The following is a 17,225-nucleotide window of genomic DNA, read 5'->3' as shown; positions in this document are numbered from 1 at the left end:
CGCCCACAGTCGAGAACGATTCTCAGTTAACTTTGCCAATCCAATGCTTCCCCGGCCGTGACCATACGCCCGGACAGCCGGTTTCACCCCCCTTGGGATTCCCATGCATTCACCGCAATCACAGCCGCGTCGGCGCACCTGGTGGGCACAGCGCATCGTCAGCGGACGCTATGTCGTCTTCGCCATCGTCGCCCTAGTCACCGTCATCCTGGGCCTGCAGCTCCAGCACCTGCGCTTCGAGGAAAGCGAAGCGTCCTACTTCGCGGCGGACGACGCGCGGCTGCTCGCGGTCAAGCACTTCGAGCGCACCTTCGGCAACGACGACAGCGTGGTGGTGCTGGTGGAGAGCCCGGAGGTCTTCTCCAGCGCGCTGCTCGGCCGCGTCAAGGCGCTGGCCGCCGCGCTGGAGCAGGACACGCCCTATGTGCGCGAGGTCTCCTGGCTGGGCTCGGCCGAGGTCATGAGCGCCCAGGGCGACACGCTGCATGTGGGAGCCCTCTTCAAGGACATCCCCAGCGCGCCCCAGGACTTGGCGCGGCTGCGCAGCCGCGCGCTAGCCGACCCGGCCCTGGCCGGGCGCTTCGTGTCCGACGACGGCACGCTGACGGCCATCGTCGTGGAGCTCAAGGCCTATCCGGGCGACCGCGAGATGCAGCGCAAGGAGGTCGGCCCGGCCGTCGCCGAGATCGTGGCGCGGTTTCCCGACCTGCACACGCACCTGATAGGCGGGCCGGTCATGGCCCAGGCCTTCGACCAGCTGGTGGGCGAGGAGATCGGCCGCTTCGGGCTGATCGGCCTGGGGCTGTTCGGCACCATGCTGCTGGTGCTGCTGCGCAGCTTCAAGGCGGCGCTGATTCCGCTGGTGGTGATGGCACTGTCCGTGGTCTGGACCTTTGCGCTGGCGGCCGTCTTCGGCTGGCCGATGACGGGGCTGGCCGCCATGCTGCCGACACTGCTGGTCAGCATCGGCATCTGCGACAGCGTCCACGTCATCGCCGACTACCAGCAGGAGCTGGAGGGCGGCACGCCCCATCCCGATGCCGTGTCGCGCTCGCTGGAGCGGGTGGCGGTGCCCATTTTGCTGACCACGCTGACCAATATGGCGGCCTTTCTGGCCTTCGGCGGCGCGCCCCTGAAGCCGATCAACCAGCTCGGCGTGCTCGCGGCCGTGGGCATCGTGCTGGCGGCAGGACTGTCGCTGGTGCTGGCACCGGCCCTGCTGGCCAGCGGCCGCGCGCTGCGCCAGGCGCGGCCCGCGCCACAGCGTGAGGGCCAGCACGAAGGCAGGCTGGACCGCCTGCTGCAACGCACCATCGGCTTCGCCATGACCCGGCCGCGCACGGTGGCGCTGGGCTTTCTGGCCGCCACCGTGCTGGCGGTGGGCGCGGCGCACCGCGTCGAGCCGCAGACCAAGACCGTGGAGAGCTTCCCGCGCGGCGCGCCGCTGCGCCTGTCCTATGAACTGATGGACCAGCGCATGAAGGGCGCGATGGCGGTGGAGCTGGTGCTCACCGCCCCCAAGCCCGACGGTGTGCGCGAACTGGACTTCCTGCGCCGCATGGCGGCGCTGCAGGCGCGCATCGCCACCCACCCCATGGTGACCGAGACGCGCTCGCTGGCCGATGTGGTGGCGCGCACCAACCAGGCCCTGCACGGCGACGACCCGGCCTGGAACCGGCTGCCCGACACGCCCGAGCAGGCCGCGCAGTACCTGTTCCTCTACGAAACCAGCGGCGGCAAGTCGCTGGAGCGGCTGATGTCCTTCGACGGCGCCCAGGCGCGCGTCACCGTGCGCACCCGCAGCCTGGACTCGCGCGACCTGCGCGAGCTGGAGGCCTTCATCGATCGCGAGGCCACCCCCCTGCTGGCACCCGACACGCGCCTGGCGGCGGCCGGCAACTTCGCCCTGGTGGTGGCGCTGTGCGATCTGATCGTGCAGGGCGAGATGCTGAGCTTCGGCCTGGCGCTGGCGGCCGTCGCCCTGCTGCTGCTGCTGATCCTGCGCTCGCTGCGGCTGAGCCTGATCGCGCTGGTGCCCAATGTGCTGCCGGTGGTCTTCGCCTTCGGGCTGATGGGCCTGCTGGGCATTCCGCTGCACCTGCCGCTGATGATGCTGGCGCCGGTGGTGATCGGCGTGGCGGTGGACGACAACGTGCATTTCTTCGCCCATTTCCGGCGCCACCTGGGCGAGCTGGGCGACCAGGCCGCCGCGCTGCGCGCCACCGTGCGCCACATCGGCCGCGCGCTGCTGTTCAACTCCTCGGTGCTGTTCATGGGCTTCGGCGCCTTCGTGTTCTCGCAAAGCACGGACCTGTCGGAGTTCGGCCTGGTCGCGGCCTTCGCCTTCCTGTGCGCGCTGGTCAGCGACCTGCTGCTGGTGCCGGCCCTGCTGACGCTGTTCCCGCCGCGCGTGCCGGTGCCCGTAATGCCGTCGCATGCCCAGGCCCAGTCCTAGCCCTCTGCGCGCCAGCTGGGCCGGGGCCTGGGGCGGCGCCTGCATCGCCCCGGCCTGTATCGCCCTGGCCTGCGCCACTTCCGGTGCAGCGCAGGCGGAGCCCGCCACCGCCGACGCCGGCGCACCCTGGACCACCTCGGGCCACCTGATGTCGCAGCTGCGCTCGCGCCTGGACGACGGCCATGCCATGAGCGCGACGCAGCGCGCCTGGTTCGAAACCCAGTGGAAGTCGGGCCCGCTGTCGCTGCTGGCCTCGGCCTATGTGGACTGGGACCCGCTGGCCACCTACCGCCACTCCACCGTGCGCACGCGCCTGCACGAGCTGACGCTGGGCCGCGACCTCGGCGCCTGGCGGCTCGACGCCGGACGCCGCAGGCTGCGCTGGGGCGCGGCGGACGGGCGCAGCGTGCTCGATCTGGTCAACCCGGTGGACCTGTCCGACCCGTTCGCGGGCGGCATGCGCAACACCACGCGGCTGCCGTCCTGGCTGGCCACGGCCGAGCGCGAAGCCCTGGGCGGGCGGCTGCAGCTGGTGTGGGTGCCGCGTGCCGGCGTCGGCCGGCTGCCGCAGGCCGGCAGCCCCTGGGAGCCCGAGGCGCTGCGCCAGCAGCGTGCGGCCTCCGGCGCCTCGCCCACCCGCGTCGAGACGCCCGCGCGCCCGGAATACGGCGTGCGCTGGATCCGCTACGGCAACGGCTTCGACCTCGAAATGCTGGCCTACCAGGGCCATGCGCGCGAGCCGCTGGCCCTGGGCGGAGGGCGTTTCGCGGCGCCTGCCGTGCGCACCCTGGGCGCGGCGGTGCAAGGCGTGCTCGGCAACCACGGCCTGCGCGGCGAGATGGCCTGGGAGCCCGATGCCCCGCTGGTTTCGACCAACACGGGCGCGCTGGGACGCTCGCCACGCGTGCGGGCGGTGCTGGGCTGGGACCGCCAGTTCGACGACGGCCCCTACTTCAACCTGCAGGCCTACTTCGACCGCCAGGCGGCCTCGCCGCTGAACGGAGGCCGCAGCCAGCGGCGCCACGGCCTGACCTACCTGGTGCGCGAGCGCTTCCTCGACACCAGCCTGGAGGTCGGCCTGCGCGGCGTGCTGCAAAGCAGCGACCGCAGCGGCTCGGCAGAGCTGTACGCGCAATGGCAAATGGACGACCAATGGCGTTTCGACGCAGGCGTCATGCGCCTGTGGGGCAATGCCGCCAGCGAATACGGCATATGGCGCGGACAGTCCTCCTTTTATCTGTCCGCACGCCGTTCCTTCTAGCACCAGGCTCCGTCACGACCCCTTATCCGCCCCCGAAATACTTGACAAGTTTATGCCAATAGATCTTAATGAGAACCATTATCAATTCATGGAATCGGGCGGCATTGAAAATCAGGCTTTCCATTGCGGATGTGTTCGGACTGCCACCGGAACAGGCGCGCTTCGACACGTCGGAAGTGGCCACCCCGGTCAGCGGCCAGGTCTGGCAGATTCCGCCCGAACATGGCCACGGCCGTGTCTTCATCTCGGCCCTGCTCGGCAATGCCAGCCTGGCGCTGATGGAGTCCACCTTCCACCGGGACACAGAGATCTACGCCGAGGTGGTGGCCCAGCCCAATCTGAGCTTCACCGTCTGCCTCGAAGGAAGCCTGGTCAACGACACGGCGGGCAGCCCGCCCGTGCGCATCGGCCGCCAGGAGACGTTGTTCGCGCGCTACCCGGCGACCACGGCGCGCACCGACAGCCATGTGAGTTCGCACTTCAAGGGCGGCGAGCGCGGCTGCTTTCTCACCATCCACCTGAGCCCGAACTGGCTGGAGTCGGCCGAGGAGAGCTTCGTGCTCGAACGGCTGGGCAACACCCTGTCGCACGGCGTGCACAACTCCGGCCTGGCGTCGCAGTGGATGCTGGCCGTGGCGCACGAGGTGGTGCAGTGCACGCACCAGCCGCACATCCAGTGGCATTACCTGTCGGCCAAGGTGCTGGAGCTGTGGTCGCACCAGCTGGAGCTGCTGCGCAAGCTGTCGCTGCCGCGCACCGTGGCGCCGCGCATGAAGGCGGCGGACCTGGCCTGCATCCACAAGGCCGCCCAGATCCTGGTCAGCGAGATGTGCAATCCGCCGACCCTGATCGAGCTGGCCTGGCGCGTGGGCATCAACGACAACAAGCTCAAGTCGGGCTTTCGCACGGTCTATGGCACCTCGGCCTTCAGCTTCCTGCAAAAGCAGCGCCTGCAGCGCGCGCGCCAGCTGATCGGCGAGGAAGGCGTCGGCGTAATGCAGGCCGCGCAGATGGTGGGCTTTCGCAGCCCCAGCCATTTCTCGGCGATCTTCAAGGAGGCCTTCGGCGTGTCGCCCAGCGGCCTGTCCCTGGCCCCGGACACGGCCTCGCCGCCGCCCTCCTAGGCGCGCGCGTGCACAGCGGCGACCTCCCAACCCCCCCCACGGAGCAGCCGAACCCATGAGCACCACCCCCTTGTCCGATACCGCCGCAGCCGCCGAGGCGCGGCCCGGTTCCGCCAGCCTGCTGCGCCTGGCGCGCACCCAGCTGCCGCTGACGGCGGCCGCCAGCCTGCTGTCGCTGCTGGCCGCCCTGGTCCAGCTGGTGCCCTATGGCGTGCTGTATTTCATGGCCGTCGAGGTCTTTGCCGCCCAGCCGGATGCCGGGCGGCTGCGCCAGCTGGCCTGGATCGCGCTGGTGGCGCTGCTGCTGCGCTTTGGGTTCGCGGCCGGCTCCAGCCTGCTGGCCCATGTGGCGGCCTTTCGCGTGATGCACGACGTGCAGCTGCGCATGGCGCACAAGCTGTCGCGCGTTCCCATGTCCTTTTTCTCGCGCCATGGCAGCGGCGATCTGCAAAAGGCCTTCATGAACGACGCGGTGGCGCTGGAAGGCTTCATCGCCCATGGCCTGCCCGACATGGTGGCGGCGCTGACCGTGCCGCTGGCCACCACGCTGCTGCTGTTCACCGTGGATTGGCGCCTGGCCCTGGCCTCGGTCGCGGTGCTGCCCGTGGCCCTCATCCTGCAGGGCCTGTTCTTCGGCCGCCAGGCGCGCGCGCGCATGCAGGAGTGGCATGCGGTGCAGGCACGCATCAACACCGCCATGCTCGAATACCTGCGCGGCATCCATGTCATCAAGACCTTCGGGCTGGGCGCGCGCTCCTTCAGCGAATTGCGCGATGCCATCCACGGCTCGGTGCAATGGCTGTCGGACTACACGCGGCGCATGCGCGCCGTCTGGGTCGGCTTCACGGCCCTGCTGGGCTCCAGCCTGATCGCCATCGCCCCGCTGGGCGTGTGGCTGCACCAGCGCGGCGAGGTCAGCCTGCCGGTGCTGCTGCTGTTCATCGTGCTCGGCCCCCAGGTGCTGTCGGCCTTTCTGCGCCTGACCTATGCGGGCGGCGACCTGATGCGCATCAGCGAAGGCCTGCAGCGCATCAATGCCATCCTCGACAGCCCGGAACTGGACGCACGGGGCGCCACCGGCAGCGCCGGCCTGCCCGCGGACAACGGCCTGTCGCTGGAGGGCGTGGGCTTCAGCTACGACGGCCGCGTCATCCTGCAGGACCTGAACCTGCAGATACCGGCCGCGCAGATCACGGCCCTGGTCGGCCCCAGCGGCGCCGGCAAGACCACGGTGGCACGCCTGGTGGCGCGCCTGTGGGATGTGGACGCCGGCAGCGTGCGCCTGGGCGGCGTGGACCTGCGCGACATGCCGCTGGACGCGCTGCTGGACCGGGTCTCCCTGGTATTCCAGGAGGTCTTTCTGTTTGCCGGCTCGGTTGCCGACAACCTGCGCCTGGCCTGCCCCGACGCCACCGACGCGCAGCTGCACGAGGCCGCGCGCCTGGCGCGCGCGCACGAGTTCATCTGCCAGCTGCCGCAGGGCTACGACACCGTGCTGGGCGAGCGCGGCGCGCGGCTGTCGGGCGGCGAGCGACAGCGGCTGTCGATCGCCCGCGCCCTGCTCAAGCAGGCACCCATCCTGGTGCTCGACGAGGCCACGGCCTTCGCCGATCCCGAAAACGAGGCGCTGATCCAGGACGCGCTGGCCGAGGTCTTCCGTGGCAGGACCGTGCTGGTCATCGCCCACCGTCTGGCCACCGTGGTCGATGCCGACCGCATCGTGGTGCTGGACCAGGGCCGCGTCGTCGATCAGGGCCGGCATGCCGAGCTGCGCGCGCGCTGCCCGCTGTACCAGCGCCTGTGGGCCGACCAGCAGGAGGCCGCGCACTGGGAGATCGGCGCCGCCGCGCAGCGCCAGTACCGGTCCCCGCAAGCTCCCCTTCCCAGCCTTTCCCGCGAGACACTGCCATGAACCTGCTTGAACTCCTGCGCCTGGGCGACGACCTCTCGGGCAAGCGAGACCCCCGACTGCTGCAGGGCATGGCCCTGGCCATCGGCGAGGCCCTGGCCGCGACCGCGCCCTATCTGCTGACCTATGTGCTGCTCGACGATCTGTTCGCCGGCCAGCTGTCGCTGCAGCGCACCGGCTGGCTGGTGGCCGGCATCGCGCTGGCCCTGGCGGTGCAGATCGGCTTCGGCATCCCGTCGGTGTCGCGCATCTACGGCGCGGCCTACGGGCAGATGGGCGAGGCGCGCATCCGCCTGGCCGACCACCTGCGGCGGCTGCCCATGGGCTTTTTCTCGCGCCGGCGCAGCGGCCAGCTGGCCGGCGTGCTGACCAGCGACATGGCGCTGATCGAGGATATCTGGTGCCACTTCATCGGCCTGTTCACCGTCTCGGCCGCCCTGCCGCTGTTCATGGGCCTGGCGCTGGTGGCCATCGACTGGCGCATGGGGCTGGCCATCTTTCTGACCCTGCCGCTGGCGGTGGTGGTGCTGCTGGGCGCGATGCGCCGCATGGACCGCGAGACACGGGCCCTGGTCCAGGCCTCGGACCACGCCAAGAACGCCAGCGCCGAGTATGTGCAGGGCATTGCCGTGCTGCGCAGCTTCGGCCGCCAGGGCGAAGGCCTGGAGCGCCTGCGCCTGGCGCTGGCCCAGCTGCGCGACGCCGCCATACGCATGGAGACCGGCCCCGCCCCGCTGATCCACGCCTTCAGCTTCATCACCGAGGCGGGCTTCGTCTGCGTGCTGCTGATCGGCAGCTACCTGCTCAGCGGCGGCACGCTGGGGGCGCCGGCCTTTCTGATGTTCGCGCTGCTGTCCATCACCATGACGCGCCGGCTGTCCGACCTGGGCATCACGCTGTGGCTGCTGCGCTTCGCCCACAAGGGGCTGCCGCGCGTGCGCAACCTGCTGGCGCAGGCCCCGCTGGCCGAGCCCGCGCAGGCCGAGGCGCCGACGCACTTCGAGATCCGACTCGATGGCGTGTCCCTGGCCTACGACAGCGCCGCCGATGCCCGGCATGCGCTGCACGACGTCAGTTGCACCCTGCCCGAGCGCTCGCTGACTGCCATCGTCGGGCCGTCGGGCGCGGGCAAGACCTCGCTGATGAATGTGATCGCGCGGCTGTGGGAGGTGTCCGAAGGCAGCGTGCGCATCGGCGGCATCGACGTGCGCGCCATGCCCTTCGAGGACCTGCACCGCCATGTGGCCATGGTGTTCCAGGACGTGGTGCTGTTCTCGGGCACGGTGGCCGACAACCTGCGCGTGGGCCGGCCCGATGCCGACATGCAGGCCCTGATGGCCGCTGCGCAGCAGGCCCGGGCGCATGACTTCATCATGGCCCTGCCCCAGGGCTACGACACCCCGCTGGGCGAAGGCGGCGCGCGCCTGTCGGGCGGCGAGCGCCAGCGCATCGCCTTTGCCCGCGCCATCCTCAAGGACGCGCCCATCGTGCTGCTGGACGAGGCCACGGCCAGCCTCGATGCCACCCATGAGCGCGAGCTGCAGCAGGCCATCGACCGGCTGACGCGCGACAAGACCGTGGTGGTCATCGCCCACCGCCTGCGCACGGTGCGGCATGCCGACCAGCTGCTGGTGCTGGAAGGCGGCCGCCTGGTCGAGCAGGGCCGCCACGAGGTGCTGCTGGCCGCCGGCGGCACCTATGCGCGCCTGTGGCGCAGGCAGTCGGAAGTCCGTGGCTGGAAGCTTGCGGGCCAGGATCAAGCCAAGGGCGAGGCCGCCCCCAGCACCACGACGGCGACGCGGTAGACGGTGCCCTGCCCGGCAACGGTACCGGACCACGCGCCGCGCATGGGACGGGCAGACGTGCCATCCGCAGGCCGCACCGAGAAGCGCTCGGGGCCGTCGAAACAGACCTCCAGCGTGGGAAAGCCGTGTGCCAGGCCCCTGCCCTCGGCCTTGGTGTAGGCCTCTTTTGCGGTCCAGCTGCGCGCCAGCCGGTCTCGTCGATGCAACGGATGCATGCCCGCCAGGGCTGCGCATTCCGCAGGCGACAGGAACAGGCTGCGCGCCTCGTGCATGGCATCGAAGTGCTCCACGGCCTCGATGTCCACTCCCGGCTCCGAGCCATCGCGTGTCAGCGCGATCACGGCGCAGCCACGCGCATGCGACAGGTTGAAGCGCAGCAGCGGCCGCGCGTGGCCCGGGCACAGGGCCGGCTTGCCGAACGGCCCGCGCACGAAGCGCAGCTCCTGCGGCACGCAGCCGCATTCATGCGCCAGCAGTTCGCGCAGCCTGGCATGCGATGCCACATAGACGGCCTGGTCCGCTGCGTGGACGAAGCGGCTGGCACGCGCCGCTTCATCGGCGTCCAGCCACGACGCCATCTCCCGCAGCCGGCTGGGTGTCGCGCATACCGGAACCAGGACCACCTGCGGTGCAGGCAAGACCGCAGGGGCCGGCGGCTGCGCCAGCACGTTCATGCGGCGGCTCTGAGCGGCGCTGCCTGCACGTCGTTCACACGGGCACGGTGTTGCCTGAAGAGCTGAAAGCGCTGCTCGCCGATGCGCTCGCGCATCTGCGGATTGCGGATACCCAGGCCCTCGGTCTGGGCCAGGCACAGCACGCCGAGCTTGCCGACATGCCGGTTTTCCTTGACCACGGCCACAGCCTCGGCGGCCTGCTCCAGCGGGTAGGAATGCGAGACGGTCGGATGGATCTTGCCCAGGCAGGCCAGGCGGTTGGCCTCGTAGGCCTCGCGGAAGTTGGCGCCATGCGAACCGATGATGGATTTGACGTGCATCCACAGGTAGCGGTTGTCGTAGACATGCTGGTAGCCCGTGGTCGAGCCGCAGGTCACCACCTTGCCGCCGCGCCGCGCCACGAAGACGCTGGCCGAGAAGGTCTCGCGCCCGGTGTGCTCGTAGACGATGTCGATCTCCTCGCCGCCCAGCAGGCGTTCGGCCGCCCCCCGGAAGGCCACCAGCTGGCGCATGTTGAGTTCGCCGTTGTCCTTGATGAAGCCGCCGCGCAGCCGGGAGCGGTCGATCACCATCTCGCAGCCCAGCTCGCGCACCAGGGCCGCCTTCTCGGGGCCGGAGACCACGGCCACCGGACGCCCGCCGCCGTTGAGCACGTACTGGATGCCCACCGCGCCCATGCCGCCCGAGCCGCCCCAGATCAGGACGTTGTCGCCCTGCTTCATGCGCGCGCCGTTGCGCGACACCAGCATGCGGTAGGCCGTGCCCGAGACCAAGGCCAGCGAGGCGGCCTCTTCCCAGCTCATGTGCTCGGGCTTGGCCATCAGCTGGCTTTCCTGCACCAGGCAGAACTGGGCCAGGCCGCCGAAATTGGTCTCGAAACCCCAGGCCCGCGCATCGGGATCGAGCAGCGGATCGTCGTGCCCGGCCGGATCGATCAGGCCGAAGACGCTGGGATTGACGGTCACGCGGTCGCCCGGCTTCCATCGCGTCACGCCTTCGCCCACGCGCACCACCACGCCGGCCGCGTCGCTGCCCAGGATGTGGTAGTCCTGCTGGTGCAGGCGCCCGCGCGGATGGCTTTGCGCGTACTGGGCCAGGAACTGGTGGGTGGACAAGGGCTCGAAGATCGCCGACCAGACGGTGTTGAAGTTGATGCCGGAGGCCATCACGGCCACCACGGCCTCGCCCGCGCGCGGCTCGGGGATGGGCACCCGTACTGGCTTGAGCGAGCGGCGCGGGTCCTTGTCCTCGGTATCCATGCCGACGAACATTTCCTGGTCCTCGCGCAGGGTGGCCAGCGCCTGCATGGACTCGGGCAACCGCAGGTTCGCAAAATCGGCGCTGCTGGCCTGGGGTGACTCGATCATGTCGAGCAGGGTGGTGAGTTCGGTGGACAGCTTCATGCGAAGGACTCCTGGGTCAAATGGGGGGTCAAATGGAGGGCCAGCGTGCGGCCCACCAGGGCCGGCACAGACAGGGCCGGGTCGGAAAGGTAGAAGTGGCCGCCCCGGAAGCGCTGCAGCGCGAAGCCGGCGTGCGTGTAGGGGGCCCAGGCCTGCACTGCCTCCAGCGGCGTCACGCCGTCGTCCGTGGCAGCCAGGGCGGTGATCGGGTGTGGCAGGGGCTGCCAGCTGCTGCGGTGCCAGCGCTCGATGAGTTCGAGGTCGGCGCGCAGCACCGGCTCCATCATGGCCATGTAGTCCGGGTTCTCCAGCACGCTGCGCGGCGTGCCGCCGCGCGCGCCCAGGGCCGCGAGGAACTCGGCCCGGGGCAGGCCGTGGATGGGCGCGGCGTCGGCGATGTGCGGCGCCCGGCAAGCCGACACCCACAGATGCACCGGCGTGCGCCCCATGCGCTGCAGCGCGCAGACCAGCTCGTAGGCGACCACCGAGCCCATGCTGTGGCCGAACAGCGCGAACGGCTGGTCCAGCCAGGGCCGCAGCTGCGCCGCCAGTTCGGCCACGAGCACCGTCATCTGGCGGTAGGCGGGCTCGCCGATGCGGTTCTCGCGCCCCGGTGCCTGGATGCGGCAGACCTGCACGCCGGCCGGCATCTGCGCCTGCCAGCCGCGGTAGAACGAGGCGCCGCCGCCCGCATGCGGCAGGCAGAACAGGCGCAGGCGCGGCTCCGACGTCATGGCCTCGGCCTGGATCCAGTTCCTGGACGGGCTCATTGCGCCAGCTCCTCGGCGGCCGCCTCGGCCACCAGGTGATCCACCCACTGCCCGACCTGGCCGGCCTGCATGCAACTGAAGTGATCGCCGGCGATGTCCGCCGTCACCAGCCGATCGCACAGGCCGTGCCAGAAGGCGGCGGCATCCAGATCGGCCGCGGCGCTCTGGCGGGCGCGCAGCAGGGTCACCGGCACCTCGCCCAGCGCGCGCGGCACATGCCGCGCCACTGCCTCGACATGATGGCGGAACAGCGCGAAGCGTGCCTCCAGGCCGTCGGCGTCCCTGCCCGTGGCGGCGGCCAGTTGGTCCACAGCCCGCTGCAAGGCCGGCCCGTCGGCGGCTGGCAGGCCGGCCAGCCAGGCCGCCAGCTGCGCCTGCGTGGCGCCCGGCGCCGGCGGCGCCACCAGCCCGTCGGGCCAGGCCTGGGCCGGCGCCGGCAGGCCCAGCCCGGCGGCGAACAGCGCCAGCGTGGCCAGCGGCCGGTCCACCAGGGCGGACGGCAGCGGCACGGTGTCGATCAGCAGCAGCCGCTCGACGCTTTCCCCCGCGTCGCGCAGCTGGCAGGCGGCCTCCCAGGCCAGCACGCCGCCCGAGCTGAATCCGCACAGGCGGTACGGCCCCTGGGGCTGCACCTGGCGCAGCGCATGCACATAGCCATGCGCCATGGCCTCGATGGTCAGCGGCGGGTGCTGCGGCGACTGCAGGCCGTGCAGCACCCGGCCGGCCTCGCCCAGGGCCTGGGCCAGGGGCTGGAAGACGGACACCTCGCCATCGCTGCCGTGGAAGCCGAACCATGCGCATTCGCGGCCTGCGGGCCGGCCCGGCGTCAGCCGCACCACCAGCTCGCGCGGGCCCGGCGTCGCCCCGCCCGCGCAGGCCGCCATGGCCGCGAGTTCGGGCTGCGCGAACACCTGGCGCACCGACAGCGCCATGCCGTGGCGCTCCTTCATGCGCACGCACAGCCGCGTGGCCAGCAGCGAATCGCCGCCCAGTTCGAAGAACTGGTCGCGACGGTCCACGCCCGGCAGCGACAGCAGGGCGCACCATTCGGCGGCCAGCGCCTGCTCGGCAGGCGTGGCCGGCGGCTGGCTCTCGCGTGGCGCCACCGCCTGCGGCTGCAGCGCGGGCAGCGCGGCGCGATCGACCTTGCCGTTGGCGCTCAGCGGCAGGCGGTCGAGCACCATGCAGTCGGCGGGCACCATGTACTGCGGCAGGCGTTCCTGCAGGAAAGCGCGCAGCGCCTGGCCGTCGATGGCGGGCGCGCCCTCGGCCGGCACCACGTAGGCGGCCAGCGCCTGCTTGCGCTGCGACGCGGCCCCCGCGCGGCTGCGCCCGCCATCGCTGCCGATGGCCAGCACCAGGGCCTCGCCCACGGCCGGATGGGCGCGCAGGGCCGCCTCGATCTCGCCGAGCTCGATGCGGTAGCCGTTGACCTTGACCTGGTGATCGCGCCGGCCGAGGAATTCGATGTGGCCCTGCGGATGGAAGCGCCCCAGGTCACCGGTGCGGTACAGGCGCTCGCCCGTGGCCGGATGCACGATGAAGGCGGCGTCGGTGCGCGCGGCATCGCCCCAGTAGCCCATGGCCAGCCCGATGCCGCCGATGTACAGCTCCCCCACCACCCACTCGGGGCAGGGCTGCAGGGCGCCGTCCAGCACATGGAAGCCCTGGTTGGCCAGCGGCCGGCCATAGGGAATGCTGCGCCAGTCGGCCTGCACGCCATCGACCCGGTGGTGTATGGACCAGATCGAGGCCTCGGTCGCGCCGCCCAGGCTGGTCAGGCGCGCCTGCGGCGCCGCCGCCTGCAGCGCCTGCGGCAGCGACAGCGGAATCCAGTCGCCGCTGAGCAGCACCGTGCGCAGGCTGCGCAGTGCCTGGGGGTCGCTGCCGGCCTGCTCCAGCAGCATCTGGCACAGCGCGGGCACGCTGTTCCACACGCTCACGCCATGGCGCGCCATCAGGGCCAGCCAGTGCTGCGCGTCGCGCAGGCCGTCGGCCTCGGGCAGGACCAGGCAGGCGCCGGCCGCGAAGCTGCCGAAGATGTCGTGCACCGACAGGTCGAAGCTCAGCGCCGACAGGCCCAGCAACCGGTCGCCGGCACCGATGCCGAAGCGCCGGTTGATGTCCAGCACCGTGTTTAGCGCCCCCCGGTGGTCGATCATCACGCCCTTGGGCGTGCCGGTGGAGCCCGAGGTGAAGATGATGTAGGCCAGTTCGCCGGCCTGCGCGGCATGCCATGCGAAGCCCTGCGCCTCGGCCGCACAGGCCTGCAGGGCATCGGCACCGGGCACCTGCAGCACCTGCAGCCCGTCGGGCCAGGCCAGCGGGGCATCGCCGGCGCCGACGATGGCATGGCGGATGCAGCAGGCCGCCAGCAGCGCCTGGCGCCGCGCCGCGGGCCACTGCGGGTCGATGGGCACATAGGCCGCGCCCGCCGCCAGGGCGCCGATCACGCCCAGCACCTGCTGCCAGCCCTTGGGCGCGACGACCGCCACGCGGTCACCGGGCCGCACGCCGGCCTGGCGCAGGCGCCAGCCCACCCATTGGGCGCCATCGTGCAGCGCCTGGTAGCTCAGCTGCTGCTCGCCGGAGATCAGCGCCGTGCGCTGCGGCGTGGCGGCCACCGTCCGGCGCAGCGGCGCCAGCAGGTCCATGGGGCCCTGCAGCAGCGCAGCATCGGCGGTGTCGTTGTAGCCGGCGCGGCGCTGTGCCTGGGCGGCCGGCAGCGCCACCGGCGCCACCTCGCCCCAGGCCGCATCGCTGTCGTCCGCCAGGCGGTCCAGCAGCTGGCAGTAGGCGCCGAACATGGCGTCGAGCAGCCCCTCGGGGAACAGCGCATCGACCGTGTCCCAGCAGACATTGAGGCGCCCGCCATGGTCGTGCACATGGTTGTCCATCCACACCTGCGGCGTCTGGCTGATGGTGTAGACCAGCTCGCCCAGCCGGCCAGCCTGGCGCTCGCGCTCGGCATGGCCGGTGTCGGCCTGTTCGGCCAGGCCGAAGGTGCTGGTGAAGACCACGGGCATGGCAGCGCGCTGGGCGCCGTCGCGGCGTGCGATCTCGCGCATCACCTGCACGCCGGTGAAGCTGTCGTGCGCCTGGTCGCGCAGCAGCTGCTGCTGCAGCTGGCGCGCGCGCAGCTCGAAGGGCAGCGCGGCATCGCCGCCGGCGGCCAGCAGGATCAGCGAGGTGAACTCGCCCACGATGTCGTTGACCTGGGGATGCACGGGCAGGCGGTTGAAGGTCGGCACATTGAGCGTGAAGCGCGGCGCGGCGCTCCAGCGCGCCAGCACCTCCGAATACACGGCCAGCAGCAGCCCCGAGGGGGTCAGGCCGGCGCGCTCGGCGCCACGCTGGCGCAGGCGCTGCCAGGCGGCGGGCGCCAGGCTGTACTCGCGCCGGCCAAAGCGCGGCGCGCGCAGCTGGGCCGGGTCCATGGCCAGCGGCAGCTGGGGCGCCGCCGGCAGCTCGTCCAGGCGCTGCATCCAGTAGTCGCGGGCACGCGCATGCTCGGCGCCCTGGCGGTGGCGCTGCAGCGCCTGCGTGTAGTCGCGAAAGCCCAGGCCCAGCGGCGCCAGCGGCTGCTCGGGCCGCGCATAGCAGGCCACCCATTCGCTCATCAGGATGCCGATGCTGCGCCCGTCGGTCATGATGTTGTCCAGGCTGATGTGCAGTCTTGTGCGCCGGTCATCCAGGCGGCTGGTGCGGATGTCGAACAGCGGCCAGCGGTCGGTGCGCGGCACGCGGTGCGACATCTCGTCGCGCACGGCCTGCAGACGCTGCTGGCGCAGGTCGGCGGTGTCGCCGCGCAGATCGAGTTCGGCGATGTCATAGGCCGGGACCTCGGCCAGGATGCGCTGCATGCCGTCCGGCGCGATCACACAGCGCAGCATCTCGTGGCGCGCCACGAGTTCGCGCCAGGCCCAGGCCAGCCGCTCGCGGTCCAGCCGCTCGCAGTCCAGCTCCATGTAGCCATGGCAGGCCACGCTGCCCAGGGCCATGTCCTGGTCGCGGCCGATCCAGTAGGCCTGCTGCACGTCGGTCAGCTCGAAGGGCAGCGCCGCGTCGGCTGGGCATGGCTGCAGCAGCGCCGGGAGCGCCTCGGCGGCGGACATGCCCGCCGTCTGCGCCAGGGCCGCCAGCTTGCGCGCCATGGCCGCGACATTCATCTCGGCCATGAGTTCATTGGGCCGGATCTGCAGCCCCAGGGCCTGGCCCAGGCGGTGCGTGAGGTCGAGGAACATCAGCGAGTCGATGCCCAGGTGCAGCAGGTCGGCGTCGGGCGGGATGGCCGACGGCGCACGGCGCAGCAGCCGGCCCACCGTGCGCTGCAGGTGCGAGGCCAGCAGCTGTTCGCGCGCGGCCGCGTCGGGCGCGGCCTGCAGCGCGGCGCGCACCTGTGCGCCATCGGCGGCTTCGGTGCCGGTGCCGGCGCCGGCGCCGGTGGCGGCCTCGGCCCCGTCGGCCGCGGCGAGCGCAGCCTTGGCCACGGGCCGGAAATAGCCGGCCAATTGCGCCGGCGGATGGCCGCGCAGCAGCAGCGGCCAGTCGGCATCGAAGACACCGAGGTGCGGCGCACCGCCGGCCAGCGCCAGCGACAGCAGTTCCAGCGCGCGGGCCGGCGTGAAGCTGCGCAGGCCGCCGCGTTCGAGCCGCTGCAGCTGGGCGCTGGCGGCCACCGTGCCCACGTCCGACCAGGCGCCCCAGCTGATACTGAGCGCCGGCAGCCCGCGCGCCTGGCGGTAGGCCGCGAGGGCGTCGAGGAAGGCATTGCCTGCCACATAGTCGGGCAGTCCGCGCGTCGGCACCAGGGACACCGAGGAGGAGTACAGGAGGAAGAAGTCCAGCGGCGCCTCTTCCGTGGCGCGGTGCAGGTTCCACGCGCCCTCGACCTTGGGCGCCATCACTTCGAGCGCGCGCTCCAGCGGCGGCAGCTCGCCCAGCTGTGCCGCATCGGTGACCACCGCGCAGTGCACCACGCCCTTGAGCGGTCGCTCCAGCGCTGCGACCAGGGCGCCCAGGGCGGCCGCGTCGCGCAGGTCCGCCTGTGCCACCTGCACGGTCACGCCCTGTGACTGCAGCGCCTGGATGGCGGCCAGGGCCGCCGCGGCCGGCGCATGGCGGCCCGCCAGCACCAGGTGGCGCGCGCCCTGGGCGGCCAGCCAGCGGGCCGTCTCCAGGCCCAGGCCGCCCAGGCCGCCCGCGATCAGATAGCAGGCCGCGGGATCGCAGGCCGGCGGGCGCGGCGCCGCCAGCGGCACGGGGTGCCGCTGCAGGCGCGGCACCAGCCGGCGCCGGCCGCGCAGTGCCTCCTCACCCTCCCCGCCCTCCCCGCCATCGCGCTGCAGCAGGGCCGCCAGCAGCTGCTGGGCGTTTTCGCGCGCAGAGGCCAGCGGGTCCAGGTCCCACAGCGCCAGGCGCAGCTCAGGATGGCCCAGCGCCGCCACCTGGCTGAAGCCCCACAGCGGCGCCTGCGCCAGCGCTGGCGCTTCGCCAGGCGCCACGGCCTGGGCGCCGCGCGTCACGATGGCCAGTTGCGCCAGGCCCGACACCTCGGCCGCGCCCAGCGCGCCCAGCAGGCCCAGCAGCTCGCCCAGGCTGTGCTGCTGGGCAGCGCGCAGCTCGTCCCCCGTGGTCTGGGCATCGAGCTGGGCATCGAGGCCGCGCAGATGGACGATGCGCCCGAGCCCGCCCTGCTGGCCACGCACCCACGCGCGCAGTCGCTCGCCCAGCGCCGGGAAGTCCGAACGGTCGACGCGTTCGACCTGCTGGCCGCAGGCCTGCAGCCCGTAGGCCAGCGCCTGGCCCACGCCCCCGGCGTCGC

At 71.9% G+C, this 17,225-nt stretch carries 9 protein-coding genes (1 of these 9 running past the window's edge); 5 read left to right on the top strand and 4 right to left on the bottom strand.

The window, feature by feature from the left end; translation table 11 throughout:
* Positions 1-103 precede the first annotated feature (103 nt).
* From A9976_RS29960 to A9976_RS29940, 5 genes are all read left to right on the top strand, one after another.
* Positions 104-2,455, top strand: a complete 2,352-nt coding sequence (locus tag A9976_RS29960; RefSeq protein ID WP_183021976.1) for an RND family transporter — start codon at positions 104-106, stop codon at positions 2,453-2,455.
* Positions 2,436-3,716 carry a hypothetical protein gene (locus tag A9976_RS29955; protein WP_183021975.1) on the top strand — a complete coding sequence of 427 codons (1,281 nt, stop codon included), beginning with the start codon at positions 2,436-2,438 and terminating at the stop codon, positions 3,714-3,716. Before A9976_RS29960 ends, A9976_RS29955 begins: the two co-directional genes overlap by 20 nt.
* A gap of 104 nt (positions 3,717-3,820) precedes the next feature.
* Entirely contained in the window at positions 3,821-4,840 is a 1,020-nt protein-coding gene (locus A9976_RS29950) for an AraC family transcriptional regulator (RefSeq protein ID WP_183021974.1), read from the top strand.
* A gap of 55 nt (positions 4,841-4,895) precedes the next feature.
* Complete coding sequence (locus A9976_RS29945; protein WP_183021973.1) at positions 4,896-6,752, top strand: ABC transporter ATP-binding protein; 1,857 nt, start codon at positions 4,896-4,898, stop codon at positions 6,750-6,752.
* The gene (locus A9976_RS29940; protein ID WP_183021972.1) at positions 6,749-8,554 is read left to right on the top strand and encodes an ABC transporter ATP-binding protein; all 1,806 of its coding nucleotides are present in this window, start codon (positions 6,749-6,751) and stop codon (positions 8,552-8,554) included. The genes A9976_RS29945 and A9976_RS29940 overlap by 4 nt, the downstream gene beginning before the upstream one ends.
* Here A9976_RS29940 and A9976_RS29935 read toward each other — a convergent pair.
* The 4 genes in view from A9976_RS29935 to A9976_RS29920 are tightly spaced (each overlapping or abutting the next) and all read right to left on the bottom strand, a layout consistent with a single transcriptional unit that may run on beyond the window.
* Positions 8,506-9,228, bottom strand: coding sequence for a 4'-phosphopantetheinyl transferase superfamily protein (locus tag A9976_RS29935; RefSeq protein ID WP_183021971.1), 723 nt, complete (start codon positions 9,226-9,228; stop codon positions 8,506-8,508). The two genes, A9976_RS29940 and A9976_RS29935, sit on opposite strands and share 49 nt — an antisense overlap.
* Positions 9,225-10,631 (bottom strand): crotonyl-CoA carboxylase/reductase, encoded by a 1,407-nt coding sequence (gene ccrA / locus A9976_RS29930; protein WP_183021970.1) that lies wholly within the window; start codon positions 10,629-10,631, stop codon positions 9,225-9,227. The genes A9976_RS29935 and ccrA overlap by 4 nt, the downstream gene beginning before the upstream one ends.
* Positions 10,628-11,401, bottom strand: coding sequence for a thioesterase II family protein (locus tag A9976_RS29925; RefSeq protein ID WP_183021969.1), 774 nt, complete (start codon positions 11,399-11,401; stop codon positions 10,628-10,630). Before A9976_RS29925 ends, ccrA begins: the two co-directional genes overlap by 4 nt.
* Positions 11,398-17,225, bottom strand: partial view of a non-ribosomal peptide synthetase/type I polyketide synthase gene (locus tag A9976_RS29920; protein ID WP_183021968.1) — the 3' portion only. It continues 4,039 nt past the right edge of the window; 5,828 of the gene's 9,867 nt are visible here — the last part of the coding sequence; its start codon lies off the right edge, out of view — the gene reads right to left on this strand; it ends in the stop codon at positions 11,398-11,400. The genes A9976_RS29925 and A9976_RS29920 overlap by 4 nt, the downstream gene beginning before the upstream one ends.

Source organism: Delftia sp. UME58 (assembly GCF_014170385.1).
In the GTDB taxonomy this organism is placed as follows: domain Bacteria; phylum Pseudomonadota; class Gammaproteobacteria; order Burkholderiales; family Burkholderiaceae_C; genus Comamonas; species Comamonas acidovorans.
This window is presented reverse-complemented; position numbering and strand designations above follow the sequence as displayed.

Coding starts and splice junctions, on each gene's coding strand:
- ccrA (WP_183021970.1), bottom strand. CDS start 10,631: ATGAAGCTGTCCACCGAACTCACCACCCTGCTCGACATGATCGAGTCA.
- A9976_RS29925 (WP_183021969.1), bottom strand. CDS start 11,401: ATGAGCCCGTCCAGGAACTGGATCCAGGCCGAGGCCATGACGTCGGAG.
- A9976_RS29945 (WP_183021973.1), top strand. CDS start 4,896: ATGAGCACCACCCCCTTGTCCGATACCGCCGCAGCCGCCGAGGCGCGG.
- A9976_RS29935 (WP_183021971.1), bottom strand. CDS start 9,228: ATGAACGTGCTGGCGCAGCCGCCGGCCCCTGCGGTCTTGCCTGCACCG.
- A9976_RS29940 (WP_183021972.1), top strand. CDS start 6,749: ATGAACCTGCTTGAACTCCTGCGCCTGGGCGACGACCTCTCGGGCAAG.
- A9976_RS29960 (WP_183021976.1), top strand. CDS start 104: ATGCATTCACCGCAATCACAGCCGCGTCGGCGCACCTGGTGGGCACAG.
- A9976_RS29955 (WP_183021975.1), top strand. CDS start 2,436: ATGCCCAGGCCCAGTCCTAGCCCTCTGCGCGCCAGCTGGGCCGGGGCC.